The following is a 25,242-nucleotide window of genomic DNA, read 5'->3' on the forward strand; positions in this document are numbered from 1 at the left end:
CTACCCCTTCAGACTTCAGGAGAATCGTGGCTGACGATCAGACCACCGAGCAGGACGTCCTCGAAACGGACGAGCCCGCACTGTCCACCTACACCTCAGAGTCCAGCGGCCCCGTTGGCGAAGACGGCGAGGGCGCACCGCGTCGTCGCACCGCGTCCGAGCCCGGCGCCGGCACCGGCCGCCGCAAGCAGGCGATTGCGCGGGTGCGCATTGTGCCCGGCACCGGCGAATGGACGGTCAACGGCCGCACCCTGGCGCAGTACTTCCCCAACAAGGTCCACCAGCAGCTGGTCAACGACCCGTTCACCATCCTCGAGCTCGACGGTGCCTACGACGTGCTCGTGCGGGTCACCGGTGGTGGCCCCTCCGGCCAGGCCGGCGCCGTCCGCCTCGGTGTTGCTCGTTCGCTGAACGGCATCGACCCCGAGCTCAACCGCGCGCCGCTGAAGAAGGCCGGCTTCCTGACTCGTGACGCCCGCGTCCCCGAGCGCAAGAAGGCCGGTTTGAAGAAGGCCCGTAAGGCTCCTCAGTACAGCAAGCGCTGATCTCGACCGCGGACCGACGATGCTCTGGTATCGCGGCCCGCAACGACCCTGGTTTCCTGCCACTGCAGGGGGCCGGGGTCGTTTCGTCTCGGCGATGCAGGTCGTCGGTGTAGAAGGAGACTGCATGACAAGAATGTTCGGCACCGATGGGGTGCGTGGCCTCGCCAACCGTGAGGTAACCGCAGAGCTGGCGCTAGGTCTTGCCGCTGCAGCGGCACGGGTGCTGTCCGAACGGGGCGAGCTCGCCGGCCATCGGCCGCACGCCGTCGTCGGCCGTGACCCGCGCGCTTCGGGTGAGTTCCTGGCCGCCGCGACGATCGCAGGTCTTGCCTCCGCAGGGATTGACGTCTACGACGCGGGTGTCCTGCCGACCCCGGCAATCGCGTTCCTCACCGCTGAGAGCGACGCCGATCTGGGCGTCATGATCTCTGCGTCGCACAACCCGATGGCCGACAACGGCATCAAGTTCTTCTCCCGTGGCGGGCACAAACTCGCCGATACGGTCGAGGATGCGATCGAGGCGCACCTGACCAGCGACTGGGACCGCCCGATCGGCGCTGCGGTGGGCCGGGTCACGGCCTACCCCGACGGCGCCGAGAAGTACATCGCACACCTGCTCAGCGCCCTACCGCAGCTGGAGCAGGGGCTGAACGGTCTGCACATAGTTCTCGACGCCGCCAATGGTGCGGCGTGGGACGTGGGGGCGCGCGCGTTCGCGCAGGCGGGAGCCCGCCTGGACCTGATCGGTGCTGCCCCGGACGGCATCAATATCAATGACGGATGCGGATCGACCCACCTCGAGCCGCTGCAACGAGCGGTGCTTGGTTCCGGCGCCGATTTCGGTCTGGCGTTCGACGGTGACGCCGATCGCTGCCTGGCCGTGGACGGCGACGGTCAGATCGTGGACGGCGACCAGATCATGGCGGTCCTCGCGATCGATTTGAAGCGGCGCGGCAAGTTGGCGCAGGACACCCTCGTTGCGACGGTGATGAGCAACCTCGGACTGCACCACGCCATGCGTGCGGCGGGCATCAAGGTCCGCCAGACCGGTGTCGGCGATCGTTACGTACTGGCGGAGATGCGGGAGTCGCAACTTTCGCTCGGCGGTGAACAGTCCGGACACGTGATCGTGTCCGAGTACGGCACCACCGGTGACGGTGTGTTGACGGGACTGTTGCTGGCCGCGTGCGTTGCCTCGCAGGGCAGTTCGCTGGCCCAGTTGGCGGGATGCGTCACGCGACTACCGCAACGCCTGGTCAACGTGCCACACGTCGACAAGGACGCGGTGGACCACCACGCAGGTGTGCAGGCAGCGGTAACGCAGGTGCGGGCCGAGCTCGGTGACACCGGGCGGGTGCTCCTACGCAAATCCGGCACCGAACCGTTGGTGCGGGTCATGGTGGAGGCAGTCACTTCCCAGCAGGCAGACGAACTCGCTCATCGGTTGGCGGGCGTCGTCGCCGCCGAACTCGCGCTGGACTGAGAGCGTCCTTCAGCAAGGACCGCGAGGCGCGGGGAATTGTGAGCGTCGGCGGACGTTGCAACCGGTGTAACCAACAGGTTTTATGACGAAAGGTGTGTCCATGCCGTACGAAGCCCTCGATGAGGTCCTTTACACCACTGACGCGACTGCTGAGGGTGGCCGCGACGGCCACGTGAAGAGCGCAGACGGAGTCGTGGACCTGCTCCTCGGCAAGCCGGGCAGCACCTCCAACCCCAAGGCCAACCCCGAGACGCTCTTCGCGGCCGGGTATGCCTCCTGCTTCTCGGGTGCGTTGGCTGTTGTCGCCGGCAAGGCCGGACACGACGTGAGTGAGTCCACCGTGACCGCATCGGTCAGCCTGGGCAAGGGTGCCTCCGGTTTCGGTATCGCGGTGAAGATCTCCGCGCACATCCCGGGCGTCGATCACGCAACCGCTCAGGACCTGGTCGATCAGGCTCACCAGGTCTGCCCGTACTCCAAGGCGACGCGCGGCAACATCGATGTGACGGTGTCCGCCGCCTAACTCGATCTGACTGCCTCGACCGCGTCCTGTGCTGCTTGTGCGGCCAGGGCGCGGTCTGCGTCCACCAGCCCGATGCGGGTACGCCGGTCCAGCAGGTCTGCTGCGCTGAGCGCACCCTCGTGGCTCATCCCGTAAGCGAATTCGGCGTGCGTGGTGGGCAGACCCGCAGCGACCGATCCCCACAGCTCGGGGTCAGCGCGCAGTGCGGGCGCCTCGATTCCGTAGCGACGGGTCAGCCGTTTCGGCGCATCGATCTGCGCCAGGATTGACGGCGGCGCCGCCCCGACCAGGGGGGTACGCGCGGTCACGCAGGGTCCCGCAGCCAGGTCGGCGACCCGCACCGCCGCATCGACGGCGTCCTGCGCCATGCGGCGGTAGGTGGTGAGTTTGCCACCGACCACCGTCACCTGTGCGCCTTCGGTGATCACGCTGTGGTTGCGGGACAGGTCCGCAGTGGCGCCGTCTCCGGTGTCCAGCAGAGGCCGCAGGCCCGCGAACGTGCCGAGGACGTCGCTGCGCGTCAGGGGTACCTGCAGCACCGTATTGACCGTGTTCAGGAGAAAGTCGATCTCGGCCTGGGTCGCGGTCGGTTCATCCGGGAGCTGACCCTGCACCGGTTCGTCGGTCAGCCCGATGAAGGTGCGCCCGTCCGGTTGCGGCACCGCGAAGACGTACCGCGCGAAGGTGCCTGGAATCGCGGCGTTCACCACGGCGTCCGGGCAGCCCACTGCATCCGTGGACACGACGAGGTGAGATCCACGCGACGGTCGCAGCCGGACATTCGGGGACAGTTGCCCGGCCCACACTCCTGTCGCGTTGATGATGCACCGGGCGTGCAGGTCGCATTCGGCGCCGGTCAGCTCGTCCCGGATCCGAGCCTCGCGTTCCCCGATCTGCAGTGCCCGGACCCGCGTCAGCACGTTGGCACCGTGCCCGGCAGCCGTCCTGGCCACCGCGACGACCAGTCGCGCGTCATCCTCCAGCTGCCCGTCCCAGCCCACAGATCCGCCCCGCAGGCCGACTCGGCGGACTCCCGGTGCGATGCTCAGCACCTGCGAGGCGTTCAGGCGCCGCGGCGGCGGAAGCAACTCGGACGGCGTGCGGGCGGACCGCCGCAGCACGTCCCCGGCCCGCAGGCCGACGTACGTGAGCGCCGCATCCCCTCGCCCGGCCGTCTCGTAACTCGGCATCAGCCACGCACCCCGTCGCACCAGGTGCGGCGCCGTCCGGGTCATCAGGATGTGCCGCTCGAGCGCGCTTTCGCGGGCGATACCGACCTGACCGCGAGCCAGGTAGCGCAACCCGCCATGCGCGAGCTTGGAGCTCCAACGGGAGGTACCGAACGCGAGATCATGCGCATCGATGGCGGCGACCCGTAGGCCGCGGCTGGCCGCGTCCAGGGCGATCCCGGTGCCGGTGATACCCAGGCCGATGACCAGCAGGTCCAGTTCGCGCCCATCGACCAGGGCAGCGAGTTCGCGCTGGCGGCGGGCGGCGTTCAGGCGGGTGTCGCCGCTCACCGCAGATAGCTCTCGACGGCCGTGGTCAGCTCGCGGCGCGCGATGCGATCGGTGTAGCGGTCCTCGATCATCGTGGACGACGAGACGACGTAGCCGTGGGCCAGCAGCAAGACGGTGCGGGCCAGGACATCGGGTCGTCCCTTGCGGACGTCGCCGTGGCGTTGCCCGGCACGGATGTGGCTGGTGAGGGTGCTCAGCAACAGGTCCTGCACTCGGCCACGGCGGTTCAGCAGGTACGGCAGCAGGAGCTCCGGATCGACGTCGACCATCTTGACGAAGAGCGGGTCGGTGCAGATCTGAGTCGCGGCGGTCGTCACGGCACGGGCGATCTCGGCGGCGTTGATCGGTGTGCCTGCGTCCTCGTGCAGGGCAGTGCCCGCACCGGTGAACTCTCGCGTCATCAGATCGGCGGTCAGGGCATTCATGTCGGGCCATCGGCGGTAGACCGTCATTCGGGATACACCGGCGCGCCTGGCGACGTCGGTCATTGTCGTGCGCCGCCAGCCGACGGCGAGCACGCAGTCGCGGGCAGCATCGAGTAGAGACTCTTCACCGGTCCCGTTGCTACGAACGGTATTGTTACGCATTGACGACATATGTCACACTCTATCGCATGAGTGACACTATGCACTGGGCCCGGTGGGGCGATCCTGCCCGGGAGATGCAACTGGCCGGTCCGACGCGGGCGCTCATCGACGCAGCCTTCGGTGCGCGCTCGGCGACACCACCAGTGCAGGAGTCCCAGATACCGATCGCGGCGTGCGGGCTGATGCCCGACGCGTTGTCGGCGCTGACCGAAGTGGTGGGTCAGGCGTACGTCGACATCTCAGCTGCGACCCGCCTGAGGCATACGGGCGGCAAGTCCACCAGTGATCTGCTGCGCCGGCGTCGCGGAGACGCGGCGAACGCGCCGGACGCGGTGGTGCGGCCGGCGACCCACGAGCAGGTGCAGACACTGCTGGCTATCTGTGCCGCGCACCACCTCGTGGTCGTGCCGTTCGGCGGGGGTACCTCGGTCGTGGGCGGCCTGGACGGTTCTGCGGGCGGGGAACGTGGCTGGGTAGCCCTGGATCTGGGTCGGCTGGACCGGCTGCTCGATATCGACCTGATCTCCATGACAGCGACCCTGCAGGCGGGTGTCACCGGCCCGGATGCCGAGCGATTGCTCGGCAAGCAGGGGTTGACGTTGGGCCACTTCCCGCAATCGTTCGAATATGCATCGATCGGGGGTTTTGCAGCGACCCGGTCCAGCGGACAGGCCTCCAGCGGCTACGGACGGTTCGACGAGATGGTGGTCGGGATGACGGTCGCTACCCCGCGTGGCACGTGGCGGCTCGGATCCGCCCCGATGACGGCGGCCGGGCCGGACCTGCGACAGATGCTCCTCGGCTCCGAGGGCGCCTTCGGTGTCATCACCTCGGTGCGGCTCGCCGTGCACCTTGCGCCGCAGGTGCAGGAATATCAGACATGGCGGCTTGCGTCGTTCCAAGACGGCGCGAACGCACTGCGCGCACTGGTCCAGGAGGGTCTGAACCCCACGGTCCTGCGGTTGTCGGACGAGATGGAGACTGCAGTCAACCTGGCGAGCCCGGTCGACATCGGGACCGAGCAGGGAGGGATCTCCGGCGGGGTGTCGATGGTCTGCGGTTATGAGGGCACCCGGGTTCGCGTCGACCGGATGCGTCGGGAGGTCGAGGATCGGTTGCGGGAGCTGGGTGCGGTTCCGCAGGACAATCAGAGCAACGAGAGCAGCAAGGACGGCGCGAGCTGGGCCGCGGGCCGGTTCGACGGACCGTATCTGCGGGATGCCCTGCTGGACGAGGGGTTGCTGGTCGAGACGCTGGAGACAGCCGGATTCTGGAGCGACCTGCCGGCCGTCTACTCAGCCGTTTCCGGGGCCGTCGTCCAAGCGTTGTCCGACGGGACGACGAGCCCCATCGTGATGTGTCACATTTCGCACCTCTACCGCACCGGCGCTTCGCTCTATTTCACGGTGGTCTGTCCCCAGGATGCGGATCCGGTGGCTCAGTGGGCCCGTGCCAAAGTCGCGGCGAACGATGCGATACGGGGGTGTGGCGCGACGATCACCCATCACCACGGCGTCGGCGTCGATCATCGACCGTGGCTGGCGACGGAGATCGGCGAGCTCGGCGTCGATGTACTGCGCGCCGTCAAGGAGTGCCTCGATCCGCAGGGTGTGCTCAACCCAGGGGTGCTCATCCCGTGAACACGTTTCAGGTGGTGATCAACCCGTCCTCCGGTAGTGGCAATGCGGCGGGCACCGCACAGCCGGTCATCGATGCATTGCGGGCACGTGGCGCCAGAGTGCGCACCACGATGAGTCCGGGTCCGCAGGCCGCTGATGCGCTGGTGGCAGCCAGCGCGGCGGCAGGGGAGCGGTGCATTGCCGTGGGCGGTGACGGAATGGTCAGTTCGATGGTTGGTCCCGTGTTCCGGTACGGCGTCGAGTTCGGGATCATTCCCGCGGGCCGGGGCAACGACTTCGCACGCCAACTGGGTGTGCCCTTCGATCCGGAGCAGCAGGCGTCGGCGCTGCTGGCGCCGACGGCTACCGCGGTCGACGCGATCGCGGTAGCGGATCGAGTGGTTGCCGGCAGTGTCTACGCGGGTGTCGATTCGCGCACCTCGCAGATCGTCAACGGGCTGCACCGGATGCCGACAGCACTGCAATACCCGTACGGCGCGGTGCGCTCGCTCGCGACCTTTCCCCGCACTGCTTACACAGTGACGATCGACGGTGCAGTGCATCGTTACGAGGGATTCACGGTGGTGGTCGCCAACTCCGGGTACTACGGCAAAGGCATGCACATCGCGCCCGGCGCCGATGTGCGCGACGGGCTCCTGGACGTGGTGATGATTGCGGCGGGTAGCCGCGCGCGCTTTATCGCTCGGTTACCCAGCGTCTACCGCGGCACGCACGTCGATCACCCGGAGATCACTGTGCTGCGCGGACGGACCGTGACCATCGAAGCCCCGGGGGTGGTTGCCTACGCTGACGGTGAGCCGGTCTGCCCGCTGCCCGTTACCGCGGACGTGTTGCCTGCGGCATTACGCATGCTCCTCGGCTAGCGATCGCGAGTTGTGGGGTTGCGCCGGGGTGCGCGTTCGAGTACCTCAAGGACGTCCCCGACGCAGATAGTGCCTTCGCCGTCCGGGATGAGGTTCGGTGCGAACCAGGTCCTGCCGTCCCAGCGTCGGTGGCGGGCCATCGTCCGGATCGGTTCCTTGCCCTTGTGCAGGCGCTCGTCGATCGTCGTCATCACGCATCGTGCGGACGGCACGGGCACCCTGAATTCCACTGCACCGATCCGGATCCGGGACCAGGTGTCCTCCTCGAACGCAGCGATCGGCCCACTGACCTCGATGTTCGCGCGGAATCGAGCAGCCGGGATCCGGACCGGCTCTTCGCCACGTTCGCTCGTGGTCTCATCGACCCACTCCTGCAGGCGGCGCACCGACGGATCGGTGACCAGGGTGAGGGGAAAGCCGTCGGCGAACGCGGTGTAGTCGCCGGGCCTGCTGTATTCCGGGTCCAGACGTCTGGCGGCCGGGTCGTGGCACCACACCAGATGCAGGTCCGCTCGACCGATTGCCTGTTGCAACCAGTCGTCAACGTCGCTCCCTGCTGACCGTGCCGTGAGGGGCGGATCGGAGAACATCCGGACCTGGGTAGCCCCGTTCTCAGGGTAGGAAACCACCATCGGGTGCATTCCGGGGGCGGTCAACTGCAGATCGTGCTGCACACCGGTTCCGCGGTTGTCCGCGACGATCGCGAAGAGCGCGGGTAACTCGCGAGCCGAGACGAGGTCGCCGCCACCATCGACGACCATCCATTCGCGATCGCCGATCAGCCCTGCCCGGGTCACCTGCGCGGACTGCACACCCCGGATGGCGGTCGATTTCACCGGGTGGATGCGCAGCCCGGTCACCTCGATGGCAGTAGGTAGATCGTCGCTCACGGGGGTCACTCCTCGATCGATGTCTTGATCCGGTCGGTCAGGCAGGGTGGTCCTCAGGCCTTCTCGACCCGTTTGACGGTGCCGGGCAGCATGCCGGCGTCGATCACGGCTTTGACGAACGGTCGGCAGGCGCTGACCAGCTCGGCTGCATCCGCAACTTCGGCGTACGCGCCGGCAGCGGCGTCGTCGGTAGCTTCCTCGAGAGCCGCATACAACTCGGCTCCGAGCGGGCTGATCGTGCCGTCAGCATCCAACAGACCCCGATCGGTGAGCGCCGCGAGCGCGGCGTCCCACTCCTGGGTAGACCAGCCGCGCGACTTACGGGAGAAATCGCTACCCAGGGCGCGGCGGCGCAACGCCGGGTCTGGGTGCGGTGACTCGTGGAAGGCCAACGCCTGCACGCCGCTGAGACCGGACTGCACCAGTGCTGCGATGTGGCCGTCGCCGCGGTATTCGCGCAATGCCGCGAAGCACTGCCACAGTGCCAGGTGCGGTTCGTCGGGCACAGGGGTAACAGACCACGCGGCTGCCAGGGGGCGCCCGGCGTAGCTCAGACCAGCCGCGATCTCGCCGAAACGGCGCGCGAGCGCAGGCAATGATGGGTCCTCGCACAGCGGGCCGAGTGCTTCCCGCAGGGACCCTTCGATGGCTTCCAGGTGGAGCCGGTACAGCCGGTCCAAGCCGTACTTCCTCGCCTCCTGCCAGGCGGGCTCGACCGCGGCCGGGTTGAAATTGAAGAAGGTCGCCGAGACACATGCGGCGGGACAGTCGCCGAGCGGGGCACCCCGCCCGCCGAGATACCGGGCCATCGAGGACAGCCCGGTGCGCTGCTGCTGCTCGCGGATGGCCGGGTTGAAGTAGGCGATCACGTGAAGTGGCTCGACGCTCTCATAGACCGAGCGGGCGAGCCGACGTTCGGCTGCGTTGTACCGAAGGGGTATCCGGGAGAAGTCAGAAGGCACGTGGTGATCCGATCTGTGAGGGGGTGCTCGCGGTTAGAAGTGCTGGTCCAGTAGGCCGGTGTCGACGTCGTAGAGAAATCCGCCCACCTGCACCCGGTCACGGATCAATGGGTGGGTGCGCACCTTCGCGACATCCTCGGCGAGGGACTCCAGCTGGTCCGCCACCACGTGGAACCGCTGCCAACTGGCATCGACACCGGCTGAATCGGCGACCTGCTCGCGTAGCTCGCGCTCGGTGGAGGTCGAGACCGCGCAACGGGTGTGCGGGATGACCAGCACGCGCTCGACATTCAACAGGTGGGCACACATGACGAGAGCTTCCAGCGCTGCGTCGGTCACCCGGCCGCCGGGGTTGCGGAAGATCTTCGCGTCACCGGGTGCCAGCCCGACCATCCGCAGCGGGTCGATGCGCGAATCCATACACGTGACGATGGCGACACCGGCAGCCGCGACGCCGTCGAAGCCACCCAGGGTGAAGGTGTCGGCGAACTGCCGATTGGCACGCAGGAGGTCATCGAATCCGCTCATGATCTCGGCAGTCCTTCTCGTCGGTTGATGGTCAATGCCATCGGTTTTGCGGTCGCGGCGAAGAAGTCGCCGCCCTTGTCATCGACCACGATGAAAGCAGGGAAGTCGCGCACCTCGATCTTCCAGATCGCCTCCATTCCCAGCTCGGGGTACTCCAGGACGTCCACCGAGGTGATGCAGTCCTGGGCCAGCCGCGCCGCCGGTCCACCGATCGACCCGAGGTAGAACCCGCCGTGCGCTGTGCAGGCATCGGTGACCTGACTGCTGCGGTTGCCCTTGGCAAGCATCACCATCGACCCGCCTGCCGCCTGGAACTGCTCGACGTACGAGTCCATCCGACCGGCAGTGGTGGGCCCGAACGAGCCGGACGCATAGCCTTCCGGGGTTTTCGCGGGCCCTGCGTAGTAGACCGCGTGGTCCTTGAGGTACTGCGGCATCTCGTGCCCGGTGTCCAGGCGTTCCTTGATCTTGGCGTGTGCGATGTCGCGTGCGACGACCAGCGGACCGGTCAGCGACAATCGCGTCTTGACGGGATGCCTGGTGAGCTCGGCCAGGATGTCGGCCATCGGCCGGTTCAGATCGATCTGCACGACATCCTGGCCGCCGTCGCTGCCGCTCAGGGCCTCATCGGTGACCTCCGGCAGGAAGCGCGCGGGGTCTGTTTCCAGCTCCTCGATGAAGACTCCGTCGGCAGTGATCTTGGCCAGGCACTGCCGGTCTGCGGAACAGCTGACAGCGATCGCGATCGGCAGGGAGGCCCCGTGCCGCGGCAGCCGCACGACGCGCACGTCGTGGCAGAAGTACTTGCCGCCGAACTGCGCGCCGATACCGAATGCACGGGTCAGTTCCAGCACCTGCTCCTCGAGTTCGACGTCCCGGAAACCGTGCGCGACCCGCGAACCCTCTCTGGGCAGATCATCCAGATATTTGGCGCTCGCGTACTTCGCGGTCTTGAGGGCGAACTCTGCGCTGGTGCCGCCGATGACGATGGCGAGATGGTAGGGCGGGCAGGCGGCGGTACCCAGCCCGCGTAGCTTCTCGTCCAGGAACGCCAGCATCGCGCTCGGGTTCAGCACGGCCTTCGTCTCCTGGAAGAGGAAGGACTTATTGGCCGAACCGCCGCCCTTGGCCATGAACAGGAACTTGTAGGTCGTCTCGTGCCCGGCCTCGGTATCGGCGTACAACTCGATCTGGGCAGGAAGGTTGTTACCGGTGTTGACCTCCTCCCAGGTGGTCAACGGCGCCATCTGGGAGTAGCGCAGGTTCAGGCGGGTGTAGGCGTCGTGGATGCCGCGGGACAGCGCGGCTTCATCTGGGGTACCGCCGTTGATGAGGACCTGAGAACCCTTCTTGCCCATCACGATCGCAGTGCCGGTGTCCTGGCACATGGGCAGCACGCCGGCGGCGGCGATCCCAGCATTCTTCAGCAGGTCCAGGGCCACGAACTTGTCGTTGTTGCTCGCCTCCGGATCATCGATGATCGAGCGCAACTGAGCGAGGTGTGCGGGGCGTAGGTAATGCGCGATGTCATGCATCGCGGTGTCGGCCAGCAGCTGCAAGATCTGCGGGTCGACCTCCAGGAAGGTGCGACCACCCGGGCCCGGTACGGTGCGGACTCCCTGGGTGGTGAGCAATCGGTACGTCGTGGCATCTGCCCCGATGGGCAGTAGGTCGCGGTAGCCGAAGTCGGGCATCAGCCGGTTTCTCCCTCGTGTGGAGTTGTCTGTGGACGCTTTCGGCCAGAATATGCCGTCGCAGGGCTGCGCCGGCGGTATCGAACGGAAGAGCCGCCCGCTCGATACCGCTGGGTAGGTACCGATTGTGCAACGTTCCGGGCGCAACGGTGACGCCCGCTTGCCCCCGAAGGCAGTGCCAACAACAGTGATGGCTGTCACAATCGAGTGGATCGGGTATCCGGTGCGCCCCAAATCTAGGAGTCATCTTTCATGAGAAGACACTCATCTGGTCGCCGTGGGCTCGCCCTGGCAACTGCGGGGGTCATGCTCGCCTCGCTGGGTCTTGCTGCCTGCGGAAGTAGCAGCAGCGCCAGCGGGACCAAAGCCCTGACCTGGTACATCAACCCGGACATCGGAAATACCGACCCCAGCAAGGGCGGTCAGGCCTCGTTGGCCCAGATCTGCTCTAAGGCCTCGGGCGGGAAATACAACATCAAGGTGCAGTTGCTTCCGAACAGCGCCAGTGATCAACGGATCCAGTTGCTGCGGCGCCTCGTCGCCAACGACAGTTCAATGGATCTGATGAGCATGGACCCGGCCTTCGTGACCGAGTTCGCCTCTGCTGACCTCCTGGCCCCGGTCCCGGCGAGTATGGACAAAGAGTTCAAGGCCGACCGGGTGGACTCGGCCATCAAGGGCGCGACGTTCGACAACAAGTTGATCGCGGTGCCGTTCTGGGCCAATACCCAGCTGCTCTGGTACAGCAAGAAGGTCGCCAAGGCTGCCGGCCTCGACATCTCCGTCAACAACCCGGTCACCTGGGCGCAGGTCATCGACGCAGCCAAGAAGGAAAAGAAGCAGATCGGTGTACAGGCCAAGCTGTACGAGGGATATTCGGTCTGGATCAACGCGTTGATCGCCGGTGCAGGCGGCAAGATCGTCGACAATCCGGCCGCCACCGCTGTCGATACGAAGCTCGGCATCAACAGCCCCGCCGGTAAGGACGCCGCCAAGATCATCTCCACGATCGCCAACTCTGGCCTCGGAGGACCGGCGATGGGTTCCTCGGATGAGACGGCGGCACTGGCACTGTTCCAGAGCAAGGCCGCCGCATTCCTGGTCAACTGGCCCTACACCTACGCCGCGTTGACGGGTGACAAGAGCGACGTCGGCGCTGCTGTCTATCCGCGCACCGTGGCCGGCAAGGACGCCGCGCCGCCGTTCGGCGGTATCGACCTCGCGGTCGGCAAGAGCAGCAAATCCCCCGAGGTGGCCTACCAGGCCGCCGCCTGTATCACCAACGAAAAGAACCAGGCTGCCTACATGGCCGTCGCCGGTAACCCGGCGAGCCGTAAGGCTGCGTTCACCGATCCGGCCGTGCTGAAGGCGTTCCCGAACGGCATCGCAGCGACCATCCTGAAATCACTGGGTACCGCTACTCCGCGACCGTTGTCGCCGTACTGGGGTGACATCTCCACGGGTCTGCAGCAGCAGTTCAGCCCGCCGAGCTCGGTGAATGCAAACACGCCCGTCAAGGCGCAGAAATTCATCACGAACGTCTTGAAGGGGAAGGCACTGCTGTGAGCACTGTCGAAGACACCAAGACCGGAGCTCGCTCCGCTCGCCGCGGTGAGAAGAAACCGCAGATATCGGACCGCACCAGAGGTGAGCGCAAGCTCGGCTGGAAGCTGGCGGGGCCGGCATTCCTGGTGATGATCCTGGTGACGTTCTACCCGATCGCCTATGCGCTGTACCTGTCGTTGTTCAACTACCGGTTGACCGACCCCGCCGCGCGCAAGTTCGTGTGGTTCCAGAACTACATCACCTCCCTGAGTGACCCGTTGTTCTGGAAAGCCACCGGCATCACGGCGCTGATCACCATCATCACCTTGATCGTCGAGCTGGTGTTCGGTATGGCGATCGCCATGGTGATGAACAAGATCGTGCTACCGCGCAAGACGCTGCGCACCATTGTGCTGATCCCGTACTCGATCATCACCGTGGTCTCGGCGTTCTCCTGGCTCTACGCGTTCAAGTTCGACACCGGATTCGTCAACCACTGGTTGCACTTCCTGTCCTTCGGGGCGTTCGATCCGACCTACAACTGGTTCGGCGGAACCTGGTCCTCACTGACGATCATCTGCCTGTCGGAGATCTGGAAGACGACGCCCTTCATGTCCCTGCTCCTGCTGGCGGGATTGGCCCAGGTCGACCAGTCGATGGAGGAGGCCGCGAAGGTAGACGGTGCCTCCTGGTGGCAGACCCAGGTGAAGGTGGTCTTCCCCAGCATGAAGGCGGCCATCATGGTTGCCGTGGTTTTCCGGGCTCTGGATGCCTTCCGCATCTACGACAACCCCTATGTGATGACCGGTGGTGCCAACAACACCGACACCCTCTCGATGCTCGTCGGTCGAGAAACGGTCACCCGAGCCGAGATCGGAATGGGTTCGGCGCTCGCTGTGCTGTTGTTCATTTTCGTGCTCATAATCGCCGGGGTGCTGGTCCGCGGCTTCAAGGTCGACCTGACGGGGGATAAGAACTGATGGACACCAACGTCACCAACAAGACCAAGTGGGGTCTGGCCGGGATCTCGATCCCGATCATGCTGTGGACCTTGATTCCGATCCTGTGGATTCTGGCGACCTCGCTCAAGAGCACGACCGCGCTCGCAGACCAGGGCGCCAACGTCTTCGGAAACTTCTGGCCGAAGAACATCTCGTGGGAGAACTACAGTCTGATCTTCACCGGGGGAGCCAAGGACCTCTTCGTCCCGGCGTTGTGGCACTCCGTGGTCGTCTGTCTGGCCGCCACCGTCATCAGTGTGGTGCTCGCGACGTTCTGCGCCTACGCGATCGCCCGGTTGGAGTTTCCCGGCAAGAAGGCAATCCTGCTCACCGCGCTCACCGTCTCGTTCTTCCCGGTGATCGCGATGGTCACCCCGTTGTTCAACCTGTGGCGCATCCTGGGCCTGTTCGACACGTTGCCCGGGTTGATCATTCCCTACATCACCCTCACGCTGCCGCTGTCGATCTGGATCCTGACGGCGTTCTTCCAGCAGATCCCGTGGGAGATGGAACAGGCGGCTCAGGTCGATGGAGCAAGCAGTTGGGAGGCGTTCGTGAAAGTGGTCGCGCCGCTGGCACTCCCAGGTGTTTTCACGACGGCGATCATTGCCTTCTTCGTAGCCTGGAACGACTTTGTGTTCTCCAGTAACCTGACCGCGGCTCGAGCTCAGACCGTCCCGGCGGCGTTGAACTCCTTTACCGGGGCCAGTCAGTTCACCCAGCCCACCGGTGCGATCTGCGCTGCAGCAGTCGTCGTCACCATCCCCGTCGTCATCTTGGTGCTGGTCTTCCAGCGTCGGATCGTCGCCGGACTCACCTCCGGTGCCGTCAAAGGCTGACCGTCCTACTCACAGCAAGAAGGAGCAACACTCGTGTCAAGCATCAAGCTCAAGAATCTCGTCAAGAAGTACGGCGACGGCTTCCCTGCGGTCAACGATGTCTCGCTGGACATCGCCGACGGCGAATTCATGATCCTCGTCGGACCGTCCGGTTGCGGCAAGTCCACGTTGTTGCGGATGGTCGTCGGCCTCGAGGACATTACCGGCGGTGACCTGGAGATCAATGACAAGCGGGTCAACGACCTGGCCCCGCGCGATCGCAACCTGGCGATGGTCTTCCAGAACTACGCGCTCTACCCGCACCTGACCGTCTTCGAGAACATTGCGTTCCCGCTGCGTCTCGCCAAGGGCAAGTTCACCAACGAGGAGATCAAGGCGAAGGTCAATACCGCGTCGGACATGCTCGAGCTCGGTGAGCACCTGGACCGCAAGCCCGCCAACCTTTCCGGTGGGCAACGCCAGCGGGTGGCTATGGGTCGCGCCATCGTCCGCGACGCCGATGCATTCCTCTTCGACGAGCCGCTGTCCAACCTGGACGCCAAGCTGCGCGGTCAGATGCGTACCGAGATCGCGCGTATGCAGCGTCGGCTCGGTTTCACCTGCCTCTACGTCACGCACGACCAGACCGAGGCCATGACTCTGGGTGACCGGGTGGCCGTGTTGAAGAAGGGCGTTCTCCAGCAGTGCGCCTCGCCGCGCGAGCTGTACGAACAGCCGGTCAATATCTTCGTGGCCGGCTTCATCGGATCGCCGCCGATGAACTTCCTGCCCGCGCAGGTGGAGGGTGACACCCTCAAGTTGCCCATCGCCGACGTCAAGCTCACCGGTGAGTTGGCAGAAAAGGTCAAGGGCAAGAAGGCCGTCATCGTCGGTCTGCGCCCCGAGCACATCAAAGACACCTCGCTGGGCGACACCATCAACAACGCTGTCTCGTTCACGTCGATCGTCGACGTGCGGGAATGGTTGGGCAATGAGCAGTATGCCTACATCCCCTTCGAGCCGGACCCCTCCATGCAGAAGACGCTGGAGGAATTGGACCGCGACCTCGACGGCGAGGGCATGCGTACCCAGATGGTCGTCAACCTCGACGCCCGCTCGCGGGTGCGTGAGGGCGAGGAGGCCCATCTGGCCTTCGACCCGTCCCTGATGCACGTATTCGACCCCGAGACCGGTGACTGTCTGACCCGCGACGACGAGCTTGCAGCCGAAATCGCGAGGGACAACGAAGAGCAGCGCAAGGCCGCATTGGAGCGGGCCCGTTCCATCGAAGCCCGAAGTGCCGAGGAGAAGGCACCGAAGCAGGCTTCATGACCCGCTAATACCACCTGTTCGACGAGCACAGAGCCGGATCCTCCTTCGAGGGTTCGGTTCTGTGCTTACCTGGAGGGGCGTCCCTGGTCTGCAGGGAGTTGTGACTGATCAGGGCAGGAGGTGCCCCGTGCCTGTCTGGTTTCAGTACGTGCTGGTGTGCACCGTGCCTACTGCGTTGATCTGGTCCCTCGTCGCTATTCCGAGGGGTCTGCACTGGTGGGCCCTTCGTCAACCCGACAGGCCCGCCAGCAGGGCGCCCATCGAGCGGTTGGTGGCCGATCTACGACGACTGAGTGCTGACCAGGACGCGGTGCGCACCGGGTGGGAGCTACCGGCTCGGCATCGGCGACTCACCGCCATCGAGTTGGCCTATGACGACGTGCTGCTGGAGTGCTGCGACGCGCTGGAGATCGCGCATTCCGGGTCCCCACCCCTTTCCCGGGAGCAGCGCCACGCTGTCGAGGTGGCTTTGTTGAGGTCAGGGTTGCGCTGGTAGCGCCCTACCGGCAACGGGCAGATCCTTAAGCTGATCGGATGACGCAACGAGCAAAGTCCGTCCTGGTCACCGGAGGCACGCGCGGGATCGGCCGCGCGATCGCCGAAGAACTGTCGCCGACCCACGACCTGCTGATCGGCGGCCGCGATGAAGCTGCAGTGCTGCGGGTGTGCGCTCAGCTGCGGTCGGCGGTGCCCTTCGTCGCGGATCTGGCTGACGAGGAAGCGACATCGGCCGCTGCGGGGCGCATCGAGTCGCTGGATGCCGTGGTGCATTCGGCCGGACTACTCGGGCACGGCCGGATCACCGAACTGACGCGGGCCGACTGGCGCATGACGATGGAACTCAACGTGATCGCGGTCGCTGATCTGACGCGTCTGTTACTTCCGCAGTTGCGCAGCGCGCGCGGCCACGTGATCGTGATCAACTCCGGCTCGGGGTACCGCTCCGGCGCCGGAGGCGGTCTTTATTCGGCGAGTAAGTTCGCGGCCAGAGCGTTCACCGACGCGCTGCGGGAGGAAGAGTCTGCCTCCGGTGTCCGCGTGACCAGCGTGCACCCGGGCCGGGTGGACACCGACATGCAACGTGAGCTCGTTCTCGCCGAAGGCGGGACCGACTACGACGGCGACCGCTTCATCCGACCGGAATCCATCGCCCTCACCGTGCGTCTGGCGCTCGAGCTACCCGCTGACGCCGCGATGCACGAGGTATCAGTGCGGCCCGGGCCCCGCTGAGATCAGTTCGCTGCGGACCGGCGGGTTGGACCCCGCACGGGACACCGTGATCGCTGACGCCGCTATCGCCCGATCAACAGCTTCCAACAGGACATCCCGGCCCGCCCCACGCAGGCGCTGGCGGGCTTCGACATCACCCAGCAGGCCGCTGTCCAACAGGCTGGACAACATGCCCGACATGAACGAATCTCCGGCACCGACCGTGTCGATGAGGTCCACCCGCAGTCCGGGCACCTTGACGACCTCGTCGGCGCCGCTCAGATACACCAGCGCACCGTCTGATCCGAGAGTTGCCACGGCCAGCGACGGACCCAGTTGTGCCCACAGCCTGAGGATCTGCGTCAGGTCGACCTCAGCGCCGTCGTGCCCGTAGAGCCATTCGATGTCTTCGTCGCTGGCTTTGACGACATCGCTGAGGCCCACCAGCTCTTCGATACCGGAGCGGACCGAGGCTGCATCGCCGATGATCGTCGGTCGCAGGTTGGGGTCGAAGGAGGTCGTGCCTCGCGCTCGGTGGCCCACCACCGCATCCCGCACGGTGCTGGCACCAGGTTGCAGCACCGTCGCGATCGACCCGGTGTGCAGGTGACCCGAGAGATGGGGCAGGGGAGGCACCGGGTTCCATTCCAGGTCGAAGGCGTAGGTCGCAGCTCCCGTGGGATCAAGGGTGGCTGCTGCCGTCGACGTGCGCGGTGATTCGGCACTGTGCGCGCCCAACCGCACCCCGTCATCGCGTAGCACCTGCTCGATCAACTCGCCGTGTACGTCCGCGCCGATGCACGTCGCCAACGTCACGTCATGACCCAACCGTCGAAGGCCGATAGCGACATTGAGCGGCGAGCCGCCGACGTGCTCACGCACCGAACCATCGACACTGTGCACGATATCGATGAGTGCCTCACCGATGACGAGGTGGGAATCCACAGGTCAGACGTCCAGACTCGTGTACTCCGCCAGCTTGGCCGGCGAGTGGTGGGCGTCGATGGTACGGATGGTTCCACTCTTGGAACGCATCACGAGGGACTGGGTGTGGCAGCCGTCGGCGCCGTACCGCACACCGCGCAACAACTCACCGTCGGTGATGCCGGTGGCCACGAAGAAGGCGTTGTCGCCCTTGACCAGGTCATTGGTGGACAACACCGTGTCCAGGTGCAGACCGGCGTCGATGGCCTTCTGCCGCTCATCGTCGTCCTTGGGAGCGAGGATGCCCTGGATAGTGCCGCCGAGGGCCTTCATCGCACAGGCCGTGATGATGCCCTCCGGGGTGCCACCGATACCGAGCAGAAGGTCGATACCGGTGTCCGGGCGAGCCGCCATGATGGCACCGGCGACATCACCGTCGGCGATGTAGCGAAGCCGCGCGCCGGCATCGCGGATCTGCTGAGCCAACTCCTGGTGGCGGGGTCGATCCAGCATCACGACCGTTACATCGACCGGGCTGACCCGCTTGGCCTTGGCGACGCGGCGGATGTTCTCCGCGACCGGCAGCCTGATGTCCACGACGTCAGCGATGTCCGGACCGGCTGCGAGCTTGTCCATGTAGAAGACGGAGCTGGGGTCGTACATTGCTCCACGCTCGCTCACCGCCATGACCGATACGGCGTTACTCATGCCCTTCGCGGTCAGGGTGGTGCCGTCGATCGGGTCCACGGCAACGTCGACGCCAGGCCCCGTGCCATCGCCGACATGTTCGCCGTTGAAGAGCATCGGGGCTTCGTCCTTCTCGCCCTCGCCGATGACGACCACGCCGTTCATCGCGACCGACGAGATGACTCGGCGCATTGCCGCGACTGCAGCGCCGTCGGCGTCGTTCTTCTCGCCTCGACCAACCCATCGCCCGCCCGCTATGGCCGCGGCCTCGGTGACTCGCACCAGCTCCAGAGCCAAGTTTCGGTCGGGTAGCTGGGCGGAGGTGTGACGGGCATCATCGGTTGACATATGGCTCCTTCATCGGCGGGAGGGACCTGAGAACAGGTCCGCTCGGTCACTAGCGGCGAGTCTATCCAGCGCAGCGCCGGATGCGGGGTGGGAACGACAAGGGCGATGGGCGACCATGGAGGGGTGAGCACTCCGACGTCGGCGCCCGTACAGGCCGTCAACCCACCGCCGGCCCGACGCGGGATGGGTGGGACCGCCAAGAGCATGGTGATTTCAATGATCGTGCTGCTGGGCGGGTGCCTGGTCCTTGTCGCGTTGGTGCCGAGGGTGAAATCAGTGCAGCAGGCGACCGCGAACGCAACGGCGATCGCGCGCGAGGTGGGCTCCGCGCAGAAGTGGAATGTCGCTGTTGCGAATGGACTACCGAAGGGATGGACAGCCACCAACGTCAACCTGATCCCGGGTAGCTCACCGCAGACCTGGCTGGCCGGATACGCCGCGCCCGGCGATCACTACGCCGCGATCAAGCAGACCCGTGGGGGGGACCGGCGATGGGTGGCGCAGCAGACCGGGGCTTCCGCGCAGGTCGGGACCGTCACGATCGACGGCACGGTCTGGGCGAAATTCAGGCGCAACGACGGCGGCGCGCGCAGCCTCGTGCGCTCTGCCCCGCTCGGAGGGTTGTCCACCGTCGTGATCGGCACCGGCCCGTGGGCCCAGGTGCAGCTGTTCGCCCGGGCGGTGCAACCGCTCAAGGGTTCTCCAGCGGGCGCGACCTCCTGAGGGGCCCCCAGAGGATCGCGTGGGCCCCGGTGATGAGGGGTGTGGTGGCCGTGGCGGAGCATTGGCATAGTGAGTAAGACTGCGGGCCGACAGAACGCTGAGGCAAGGCCGCATGAGGGTGCGGATGCAGGTGACTACCCCGAAGGGGAAAACCCCGCCAGATGGCTCGCGCTCGCCGTGTGTCTCGGCGCCGTCTTCATGTCGCTGCTGGACGTAAGCATCGTCAATGTCGCCTTGCCCTCGTTGGAGGAGGGTCTCAAGGCCTCGTCGTCCGACCTGCAGTGGGTGCTGTCCGGCTACGCCGTGACCTTCGGGCTGACACTCGTGCCAGCAGGCCGCATCGGCGATGCCTACTCGCGGCGGACGATGTTCCTGATCGGCATCACCGGCTTCGTCTCAGCGAGCGTTGCCTGCGGCCTGTCGTGGTCGCCGTTGTCGATCATCGCCTTTCGACTGCTTCAGGGCGTTTTCGCAGGGATACTCACCCCGCAGGTCAACGGCATCATTCAATTGCTCTTCCGGGGCGCCGAACGAGGCCGGGCCTTCGGCTACTTCGGTGCTGTCGCAGGTATTTCGACCGCTGCCGGACCTCTCGCAGGTGGCGGCCTGATTGCCGCTTTCGGCACCCAGCACGGCTGGCGGGCAGTTTTCTTCGTGAACCTGCCGATCGGGTTGATCGCGATTCCGTTCGCGGCCAGATTGCTGACCAAAGCAGGTGTCACCAGCAGCAGGTCCGAAAGCGGGCGACCGCAACTGGACCCGGTCGGCTCTTTGCTGTCCGGTATCGGGATTGTCGCGTTGCTGCTACCCCTGGTCGAGCAACGGGAATGGTCCAGCACAGTCCGGTACCCGCTCTACCTCGTTGCGGTGGTGTTCCTGGTGTCGTTCGTGCTCTGGGAGCGTCGTGTCGAGGCAAAAGGAAAGGTGCCGGTGCTCAACCTGGACCTGTTCTCGCTACGCAGCTTCAGCTTCGGCTCGCTCACGGGACTGCTGTACTTCGGTGCCTTTACCTCGATCTTCTTCGTGTTGACCGTCTATCTGCAGATGGGGCAGGGGTACTCGGCGTGGCAGGCCGGTCTGACCGTGACAGCGTTCGCCGCAGCGACGATCCCAGCGTCCCGACTATCGGGCTCGAAGGGTCCGCAGCACCCGATTGCGTTCCTCGTTACTGGATCGCTCTTGTTCACTCTCGGTCTGATCCTGGTCATCGGCGCGGTGCGAATCGGAGCCGGCCCTGATATCGGCTGGTGGATGGCGCTACCGCTGGCGGTGGCCGGATTCGGAAACGGTCTCGTGCTGCCGGCCAACCAGACCCGGGCGGTGTCGGAGGTGCCGGTGAAGGAAGCGAGCTCGGCGGGTGCCGCCTACCAGGTATTCCAGCGCACCGGCACCGCGCTGGGAATCGCTGTCGTCGGATCGGCCTTCTTCGGCCAACTCGCCGCCAGCCGGGGTGATTTTTCGCGGGCATTCGAGTACGGCGTAGCCATATCGGCCGGCCTCGGTGCCCTGACCGCGATGCTCGCGGGCGTCGAGGCGTTCAGCGATCGACGCGCGCGACTGGCGCATCGCGGGGCCCACGCCGCCTGACCAGACCGCGGCGTTTCCGTCGCCCGGTCAGTTGCGCTCTGCCGTCATCGCATCAATGCGCTGCTCGGCGTCCGCCAGCCACTTCTGGCAGTGCGCCGCCAATGCTTCGCCACGCTCCCAGAGGTGCATGCTGTCTTCGAGGCTGGGCTCGCCGCTCTCCAGCCGGGCGACCACCTGAGCAAGCTGATCGCGGGCATCCTCGTACCCGAGCTGTACCACCTCGGCGTGCATCGCAGACTTCGGTCGGTCCGATGAGTCGTCGGCGATATCGCTGCTACTGGACTCTTCTGTGGCGGTCATTGATAGGTACTCCTTTGAAATCGCTGGGCAGGTCAGTTGCTGGGCAATCTCGCGGTGACCGGACGTACTGCGAAGTCTCCGTGCGCGACGGTCACTCTCAACAGGTCGTGATCCTCCAGCTGGGCGACATCGGTGATGACCTCGCCCTCGCGGGTACGGACCACGGCGTATCCGCGTTGCAGGACCTGCAGGGGGGACAAGGCGCGTAGTTGGCCGGCCATCCGATCGATATCGCCCTCCGCGCGTTGCAACCGTCGGCTGAAACACGCGCTTGAGCGTTCGCGTAAGCGATCTATCTGCTCCGCGCGGACCCGCACCATACCGGCCGGGTCCGAGATGACCGGTCTCGTGCACAGCTGGTCCAAGGTGCGTCTTTCGAGCGTCGCGTGATGGCGTAGCGATCGGGAGGCGCGGCGCAACAGATCATCCAGGCCGTTTTGCTGTTCCCCCAGGTCCGGCACCACCAGTCGGGCAGCATCCGTCGGTGTCGACGCACGCACGTCAGCGACGAGATCCAGCAGCGGGCTGTCGACGTCGTGTCCGATGGCGCTGACGATCGGGGTACGCGCGGCAGCCACTGCACGGATCAGAGCCTCGTTGCTGAAGGGGAGCAGATCTTCGAAGGCCCCGCCTCCGCGCGCGATGACGATCACATCGACGTCCGGTGCCGCATCGAGTTCCGCGAGTGCAGTCGACACCTGCTCGACGGTCCCCGGGCCCTGCACCGCGACTTGTCGGATTTCGAACCGGGTGGCAGGCCATCGCTGCAGGGTGTTCTGCACCACGTCTTTCTCCGCTGCGCTGGAGCGGCCGCAGATCAGACCGACTCTGCGCGGCAGGAAGGGCAGCGGACGCTTGCGGCGGGGATCGAAGATGCCCTCACTGTGCAAGAGCTGTTTGAGGTGCTCCAGCCGCAGCAGCAGGTCACCGACGCCCACTGGTCGCATCTGGCGGGCCTCCAGTTGCAGGGTGCCGCGTTTGGTCCAGAAGGTGGGCTTGGCCTGTACGACAACGCGGGCACCAGGCCCGATACCGGGTCCCATCGCGTCCAGAGTGTTGACATGGACGGTGACGGACAGCGACATGTCGACGTCGGGATCGCGCAGGGTCACATAGCAGGTGGGTGCGCCGGGGCGCCGCTGCAATTGCACAATCTGCCCCTCGACCCACAGAGCCGACATCCGGTCGACGTACTCGCTGATGCGCATCGAGAGCGTCCGTACGGGCCACGGCTGCTGGGCTGTGGTGTCGGCGGCCTTCTCCGGCAACGGCGAGCTCATCGCGCCACCGTAGACTCGGTGGTATGACGAGCACAGCTGCGGGTACCCGACCGACCACCGCCAAGCGCGTCCTGCTGGCGGCGCCACGAGGGTATTGCGCGGGCGTTGACCGCGCCGTGATCACGGTGGAGAAGGCGTTGGACCTCTATGGTCCGCCGGTCTACGTGCGCAAACAGATCGTCCACAACAAGCACGTGGTCACCACGCTGGAGAAGCGCGGGGCGATCTTCGTGGAAGAGACGGACGAGGTCCCCGAGGGTGCCACGGTGATCTTCTCGGCACACGGTGTAGCACCGGTCGTGCATGAAGAAGCCGCAGCTCGCAGCCTGAAGACCATTGATGCGACCTGCCCGTTGGTCACCAAGGTGCACCGGGAGGCAGTGCGGTTCGCCAGTGACGACTTCGACATTCTGTTGATCGGACACGAGGGCCACGAAGAGGTTGTCGGCACCGCAGGTGAGGCACCGCAGCACATCACCCTGGTCCAGAGCCCTGACCACGTCGACGCGATCACCGTGCGCGATCCGGAAAAGGTGGTGTGGCTGTCGCAGACGACGCTGTCGGTCGACGAGACCATGGAGACCGTGCGCCGACTGCGGGAGCGGTTTCCGGCGCTGCAGGATCCGCCCTCGGATGACATCTGCTACGCCACGCAGAACCGGCAACTCGCGGTGAAGCAGATGTCGCAGGACTGCGATCTGATGATCGTGGTCGGCAGTCGCAACTCCTCCAACTCGGTGCGCCTGGTCGAGGTTGCCCTGGAGCACGGTGCTCGCGCAGGGCACCTGGTCGACTATGCCGACGAGATCGACGACGCTTGGTTGGCGGGTGTCGGCACAGTAGGCGTGACGTCGGGTGCCTCGGTGCCCGAGGTGCTGGTGCGCGGAGTACTCGATTACCTGGCCACCCACGGGTTCAGCGACGTCACCGCGGTCACGGCCGCCCAGGAGAGCCTGCTCTTCTCGCTGCCCAACGAGCTGCGTCGCGATCTGAAATTGGCCGGGAACACCGACGACAAGGTCAGTCACGACGCGGGTTCGCTGCACTGATCGTCACCTCGGAACGAATCCCGCGACGCGGAACGGCCGACGCGTAGATCCAGTTGCGGGCGGGCCACGTCGTCATTGATCGCGTCGATCAGTTCTCTCGCGCTGAGCGGACGCGGGGCGGCGGTGATCGGCTCGGCGGTGTCGGCGGGCCGGTCGGCCACTCCCAGCTCGTGCATCTTGCGGGCGGTGACCAGCACGCGGCTCTCCAGAGTGCCGAGCAGGGAGTTGTATGCCTCCACCGACTTGCGCAGCGAAGCACCCAGCTTGTCCGCGTGCTGCCCCAGGGTCGCCAACCGGGCGTAGAGGGTGCTGCCGAGCTCCAGAAGTTCTTTGGCATTGGCGCTGAGGCTGTCCTGCTGCCAACTGAACGCGATGGTGCGCAACAGCGCCAGCAGGGTGCTGGGGGAGGCCAGCACCACCTTGCGGGAAATCGCACGCTCGAAGAGCGTCGGGTCTGCCAAGAGCGCGGCCGACAACACTGCGTCGGACGGCACGAACGCCACCACCATCTCCGGAGTCTCCCGGAAAGCGGCCCAGTACGCCTTGGCCGAAAGCGCGTCCAGGTGTCCGCGCAGGGCGCGGGCATGCGCTGACAACGTCGCAGCTCGCTCGGCGTCTGTGATGCCGTCGCGCGCGGCGCCTAGGAAGGCGGTCAACGGCGCTTTGCTGTCGATAATCAGGGTACGCTCGCCGGGCAGCCTGACCACCACATCAGGGCGCAACGTGCCACCCTCACGCACGTGCACACTGACCTGTTCCTCGAAGTCACATCGCGCCAGCATCCCCGAGTGCTCCAGGATGCGGCGCAGCCCCGTTTCGCCCCAGGTGCCGCTCACATTGGACGATTTCAGTGCGCCGGCGAGTGAGGCGGTCTCCTGCTGCAGGCGCGCGGTCACCGAACCCACCGCATCCAACCGCTCACCCAGCTCTCCCCACTGCTCGATGCGGTCCCGTTCCAGGACGCCTACCTGGCGCTCCACGCGAACCAGAGCCTCCCCGAGCGGGCCCAGGATCTGTGCTGTGCGGTCGTCGTGCTCCCCTGCCAGGGAGAGTTGCTGCACTCTGGCGTCCAACATGTCGCGCTGTGTGCTCAGCGAGGCACAGCGGGCTGCGTAGGTGGAACGCAGCAGCAGTGCCGCGACAGCGGCGCCGAGGAACACGCCGAGGAGCAGCGTCAAGATCAGGTCCATGGGTGCAGCGTGAC

General features: G+C 65.8%; 25 protein-coding genes. 14 read left to right on the plus strand and 11 right to left on the minus strand.

Annotated elements, in window-relative coordinates:
- Nucleotides 1–26: 26 nt before the first annotated feature.
- From rpsI to V3G39_05865, 3 genes are all read left to right on the plus strand, one after another.
- Complete coding sequence (gene rpsI / locus V3G39_05855; GenBank protein ID XAS77561.1) at nt 27–545, plus strand: 30S ribosomal protein S9; 519 nt, start codon at nt 27–29, stop codon at nt 543–545.
- A 124-nt stretch (nt 546–669) separates the two neighbouring features.
- A complete protein-coding gene (gene glmM / locus V3G39_05860; protein XAS77562.1) occupies nt 670–2,028 on the plus strand; it encodes a phosphoglucosamine mutase in 1,359 nt (452 codons plus the stop codon).
- 100 nt (nt 2,029–2,128) lie between these two features.
- Complete coding sequence (locus tag V3G39_05865; GenBank protein XAS77563.1) at nt 2,129–2,551, plus strand: organic hydroperoxide resistance protein; 423 nt, start codon at nt 2,129–2,131, stop codon at nt 2,549–2,551.
- On the opposite strand, the gene V3G39_05870 is transcribed toward V3G39_05865, so the two are convergent.
- Both V3G39_05870 and V3G39_05875 read right to left on the minus strand, forming a co-directional pair.
- The gene (locus tag V3G39_05870; protein ID XAS77564.1) at nt 2,548–4,071 is read right to left on the minus strand and encodes a glycerol-3-phosphate dehydrogenase/oxidase; all 1,524 of its coding nucleotides are present in this window, start codon (nt 4,069–4,071) and stop codon (nt 2,548–2,550) included. The genes V3G39_05865 and V3G39_05870 overlap by 4 nt on opposite strands.
- On the minus strand, nt 4,068–4,667 hold the full coding sequence (locus tag V3G39_05875; protein ID XAS77565.1) for a TetR/AcrR family transcriptional regulator: 600 nt from the start codon (nt 4,665–4,667) through the stop codon (nt 4,068–4,070). Before V3G39_05875 ends, V3G39_05870 begins: the two co-directional genes overlap by 4 nt.
- A gap of 17 nt (nt 4,668–4,684) precedes the next feature.
- Here V3G39_05875 and V3G39_05880 point away from each other — a divergent pair, with 17 nt between their 5' ends.
- Together V3G39_05880 and V3G39_05885 are read left to right on the plus strand one after the other, a co-directional pair.
- Complete coding sequence (locus tag V3G39_05880) at nt 4,685–6,298, plus strand: FAD-binding oxidoreductase (protein ID XAS77566.1); 1,614 nt, start codon at nt 4,685–4,687, stop codon at nt 6,296–6,298.
- Nucleotides 6,295–7,161 carry a YegS/Rv2252/BmrU family lipid kinase gene (locus V3G39_05885; protein ID XAS77567.1) on the plus strand — a complete coding sequence of 289 codons (867 nt, stop codon included), beginning with the start codon at nt 6,295–6,297 and terminating at the stop codon, nt 7,159–7,161. The genes V3G39_05880 and V3G39_05885 overlap by 4 nt, the downstream gene beginning before the upstream one ends.
- Here the strand turns inward: V3G39_05885 and V3G39_05890 are convergent.
- From V3G39_05890 to V3G39_05905, 4 genes are read right to left on the minus strand one after another with little or no spacing between them, the layout of a single operon-like run.
- Nucleotides 7,158–8,051 carry an MOSC N-terminal beta barrel domain-containing protein gene (locus tag V3G39_05890; protein ID XAS77568.1) on the minus strand — a complete coding sequence of 298 codons (894 nt, stop codon included), beginning with the start codon at nt 8,049–8,051 and terminating at the stop codon, nt 7,158–7,160. The genes V3G39_05885 and V3G39_05890 overlap by 4 nt on opposite strands.
- A 53-nt stretch (nt 8,052–8,104) precedes the next feature.
- Nucleotides 8,105–9,013 carry a hypothetical protein gene (locus V3G39_05895; GenBank protein ID XAS77569.1) on the minus strand — a complete coding sequence of 303 codons (909 nt, stop codon included), beginning with the start codon at nt 9,011–9,013 and terminating at the stop codon, nt 8,105–8,107.
- A 33-nt stretch (nt 9,014–9,046) separates the two neighbouring features.
- Complete coding sequence (locus V3G39_05900) at nt 9,047–9,541, minus strand: carbonic anhydrase (GenBank protein XAS77570.1); 495 nt, start codon at nt 9,539–9,541, stop codon at nt 9,047–9,049.
- Nucleotides 9,538–11,235 (minus strand): fumarate hydratase, encoded by a 1,698-nt coding sequence (locus V3G39_05905; GenBank protein XAS77571.1) that lies wholly within the window; start codon nt 11,233–11,235, stop codon nt 9,538–9,540. Before V3G39_05905 ends, V3G39_05900 begins: the two co-directional genes overlap by 4 nt.
- Nucleotides 11,236–11,487: 252 nt before the next feature.
- On the opposite strand from V3G39_05905, the gene V3G39_05910 reads away from it, so the two are divergent.
- The 6 genes from V3G39_05910 (at nt 11,488) to V3G39_05935 (ending at nt 17,161) form a co-directional block, all read left to right on the plus strand.
- Nucleotides 11,488–12,801 carry an extracellular solute-binding protein gene (locus tag V3G39_05910; protein XAS77572.1) on the plus strand — a complete coding sequence of 438 codons (1,314 nt, stop codon included), beginning with the start codon at nt 11,488–11,490 and terminating at the stop codon, nt 12,799–12,801.
- Nucleotides 12,798–13,760: a sugar ABC transporter permease gene (locus V3G39_05915; GenBank protein ID XAS77573.1), complete on the plus strand. Its 963-nt coding sequence runs from the start codon at nt 12,798–12,800 to the stop codon at nt 13,758–13,760. Before V3G39_05910 ends, V3G39_05915 begins: the two co-directional genes overlap by 4 nt.
- Complete coding sequence (locus V3G39_05920) at nt 13,760–14,620, plus strand: carbohydrate ABC transporter permease (GenBank protein XAS77574.1); 861 nt, start codon at nt 13,760–13,762, stop codon at nt 14,618–14,620. Before V3G39_05915 ends, V3G39_05920 begins: the two co-directional genes overlap by 1 nt.
- Before the next feature lie 33 nt (nt 14,621–14,653).
- On the plus strand, nt 14,654–15,931 hold the full coding sequence (gene ugpC / locus V3G39_05925; protein ID XAS77575.1) for a sn-glycerol-3-phosphate ABC transporter ATP-binding protein UgpC: 1,278 nt from the start codon (nt 14,654–14,656) through the stop codon (nt 15,929–15,931).
- 127 nt (nt 15,932–16,058) lie between these two features.
- A complete protein-coding gene (locus tag V3G39_05930; protein XAS77576.1) occupies nt 16,059–16,427 on the plus strand; it encodes a hypothetical protein in 369 nt (122 codons plus the stop codon).
- A gap of 38 nt (nt 16,428–16,465) precedes the next feature.
- The gene (locus V3G39_05935) at nt 16,466–17,161 is read left to right on the plus strand and encodes an SDR family oxidoreductase (GenBank protein XAS77577.1); all 696 of its coding nucleotides are present in this window, start codon (nt 16,466–16,468) and stop codon (nt 17,159–17,161) included.
- Here V3G39_05935 and V3G39_05940 read toward each other — a convergent pair.
- Both V3G39_05940 and glpX read right to left on the minus strand, forming a co-directional pair.
- The gene (locus V3G39_05940) at nt 17,138–18,085 is read right to left on the minus strand and encodes a carbohydrate kinase (GenBank protein ID XAS77578.1); all 948 of its coding nucleotides are present in this window, start codon (nt 18,083–18,085) and stop codon (nt 17,138–17,140) included. The genes V3G39_05935 and V3G39_05940 overlap by 24 nt on opposite strands.
- Before the next feature lie 3 nt (nt 18,086–18,088).
- Nucleotides 18,089–19,099 carry a class II fructose-bisphosphatase gene (glpX, locus tag V3G39_05945; protein XAS77579.1) on the minus strand — a complete coding sequence of 337 codons (1,011 nt, stop codon included), beginning with the start codon at nt 19,097–19,099 and terminating at the stop codon, nt 18,089–18,091.
- Between the two features lie 123 nt (nt 19,100–19,222).
- Between glpX and V3G39_05950 the strand changes: the two genes are divergently transcribed.
- A complete protein-coding gene (locus V3G39_05950) occupies nt 19,223–19,822 on the plus strand; it encodes a DUF4245 domain-containing protein (GenBank protein XAS77580.1) in 600 nt (199 codons plus the stop codon).
- A 69-nt stretch (nt 19,823–19,891) separates the two neighbouring features.
- The gene (locus tag V3G39_05955) at nt 19,892–21,409 is read left to right on the plus strand and encodes an MFS transporter (GenBank protein XAS77581.1); all 1,518 of its coding nucleotides are present in this window, start codon (nt 19,892–19,894) and stop codon (nt 21,407–21,409) included.
- Nucleotides 21,410–21,436: 27 nt separating this feature from the next.
- Here the strand turns inward: V3G39_05955 and V3G39_05960 are convergent, their stop codons facing one another.
- Both V3G39_05960 and xseA read right to left on the minus strand, forming a co-directional pair.
- Nucleotides 21,437–21,709, minus strand: coding sequence for an exodeoxyribonuclease VII small subunit (locus V3G39_05960; protein XAS77582.1), 273 nt, complete (start codon nt 21,707–21,709; stop codon nt 21,437–21,439).
- A gap of 32 nt (nt 21,710–21,741) precedes the next feature.
- Nucleotides 21,742–22,989, minus strand: coding sequence for an exodeoxyribonuclease VII large subunit (gene xseA / locus V3G39_05965; protein XAS77583.1), 1,248 nt, complete (start codon nt 22,987–22,989; stop codon nt 21,742–21,744).
- A gap of 23 nt (nt 22,990–23,012) precedes the next feature.
- On the opposite strand from xseA, the gene V3G39_05970 reads away from it, so the two are divergent.
- Complete coding sequence (locus V3G39_05970) at nt 23,013–24,038, plus strand: 4-hydroxy-3-methylbut-2-enyl diphosphate reductase (protein ID XAS77584.1); 1,026 nt, start codon at nt 23,013–23,015, stop codon at nt 24,036–24,038.
- On the opposite strand, the gene V3G39_05975 is transcribed toward V3G39_05970, so the two are convergent.
- A complete protein-coding gene (locus V3G39_05975; GenBank protein XAS77585.1) occupies nt 24,014–25,228 on the minus strand; it encodes a DNA recombination protein RmuC in 1,215 nt (404 codons plus the stop codon). The genes V3G39_05970 and V3G39_05975 overlap by 25 nt on opposite strands.
- Nucleotides 25,229–25,242: the final 14 nt, after the last annotated feature.

This window comes from Dermatophilaceae bacterium Sec6.4 (assembly GCA_039636865.1).
GTDB lineage: Bacteria > Actinomycetota > Actinomycetes > Actinomycetales > Dermatophilaceae > Allobranchiibius.

Coding starts and splice junctions, on each gene's coding strand:
- glmM (XAS77562.1), top strand. CDS start 670: ATGACAAGAATGTTCGGCACCGATGGGGTGCGTGGCCTCGCCAACCGT.
- V3G39_05865 (XAS77563.1), top strand. CDS start 2,129: ATGCCGTACGAAGCCCTCGATGAGGTCCTTTACACCACTGACGCGACT.
- V3G39_05875 (XAS77565.1), bottom strand. CDS start 4,667: ATGTCGTCAATGCGTAACAATACCGTTCGTAGCAACGGGACCGGTGAA.
- V3G39_05880 (XAS77566.1), top strand. CDS start 4,685: ATGAGTGACACTATGCACTGGGCCCGGTGGGGCGATCCTGCCCGGGAG.
- V3G39_05900 (XAS77570.1), bottom strand. CDS start 9,541: ATGAGCGGATTCGATGACCTCCTGCGTGCCAATCGGCAGTTCGCCGAC.
- V3G39_05905 (XAS77571.1), bottom strand. CDS start 11,235: ATGCCCGACTTCGGCTACCGCGACCTACTGCCCATCGGGGCAGATGCC.
- V3G39_05910 (XAS77572.1), top strand. CDS start 11,488: ATGAGAAGACACTCATCTGGTCGCCGTGGGCTCGCCCTGGCAACTGCG.
- V3G39_05920 (XAS77574.1), top strand. CDS start 13,760: ATGGACACCAACGTCACCAACAAGACCAAGTGGGGTCTGGCCGGGATC.
- V3G39_05935 (XAS77577.1), top strand. CDS start 16,466: ATGACGCAACGAGCAAAGTCCGTCCTGGTCACCGGAGGCACGCGCGGG.
- glpX (XAS77579.1), bottom strand. CDS start 19,099: ATGTCAACCGATGATGCCCGTCACACCTCCGCCCAGCTACCCGACCGA.
- V3G39_05960 (XAS77582.1), bottom strand. CDS start 21,709: ATGACCGCCACAGAAGAGTCCAGTAGCAGCGATATCGCCGACGACTCA.
- xseA (XAS77583.1), bottom strand. CDS start 22,989: ATGAGCTCGCCGTTGCCGGAGAAGGCCGCCGACACCACAGCCCAGCAG.
- V3G39_05970 (XAS77584.1), top strand. CDS start 23,013: ATGACGAGCACAGCTGCGGGTACCCGACCGACCACCGCCAAGCGCGTC.
- V3G39_05975 (XAS77585.1), bottom strand. CDS start 25,228: ATGGACCTGATCTTGACGCTGCTCCTCGGCGTGTTCCTCGGCGCCGCT.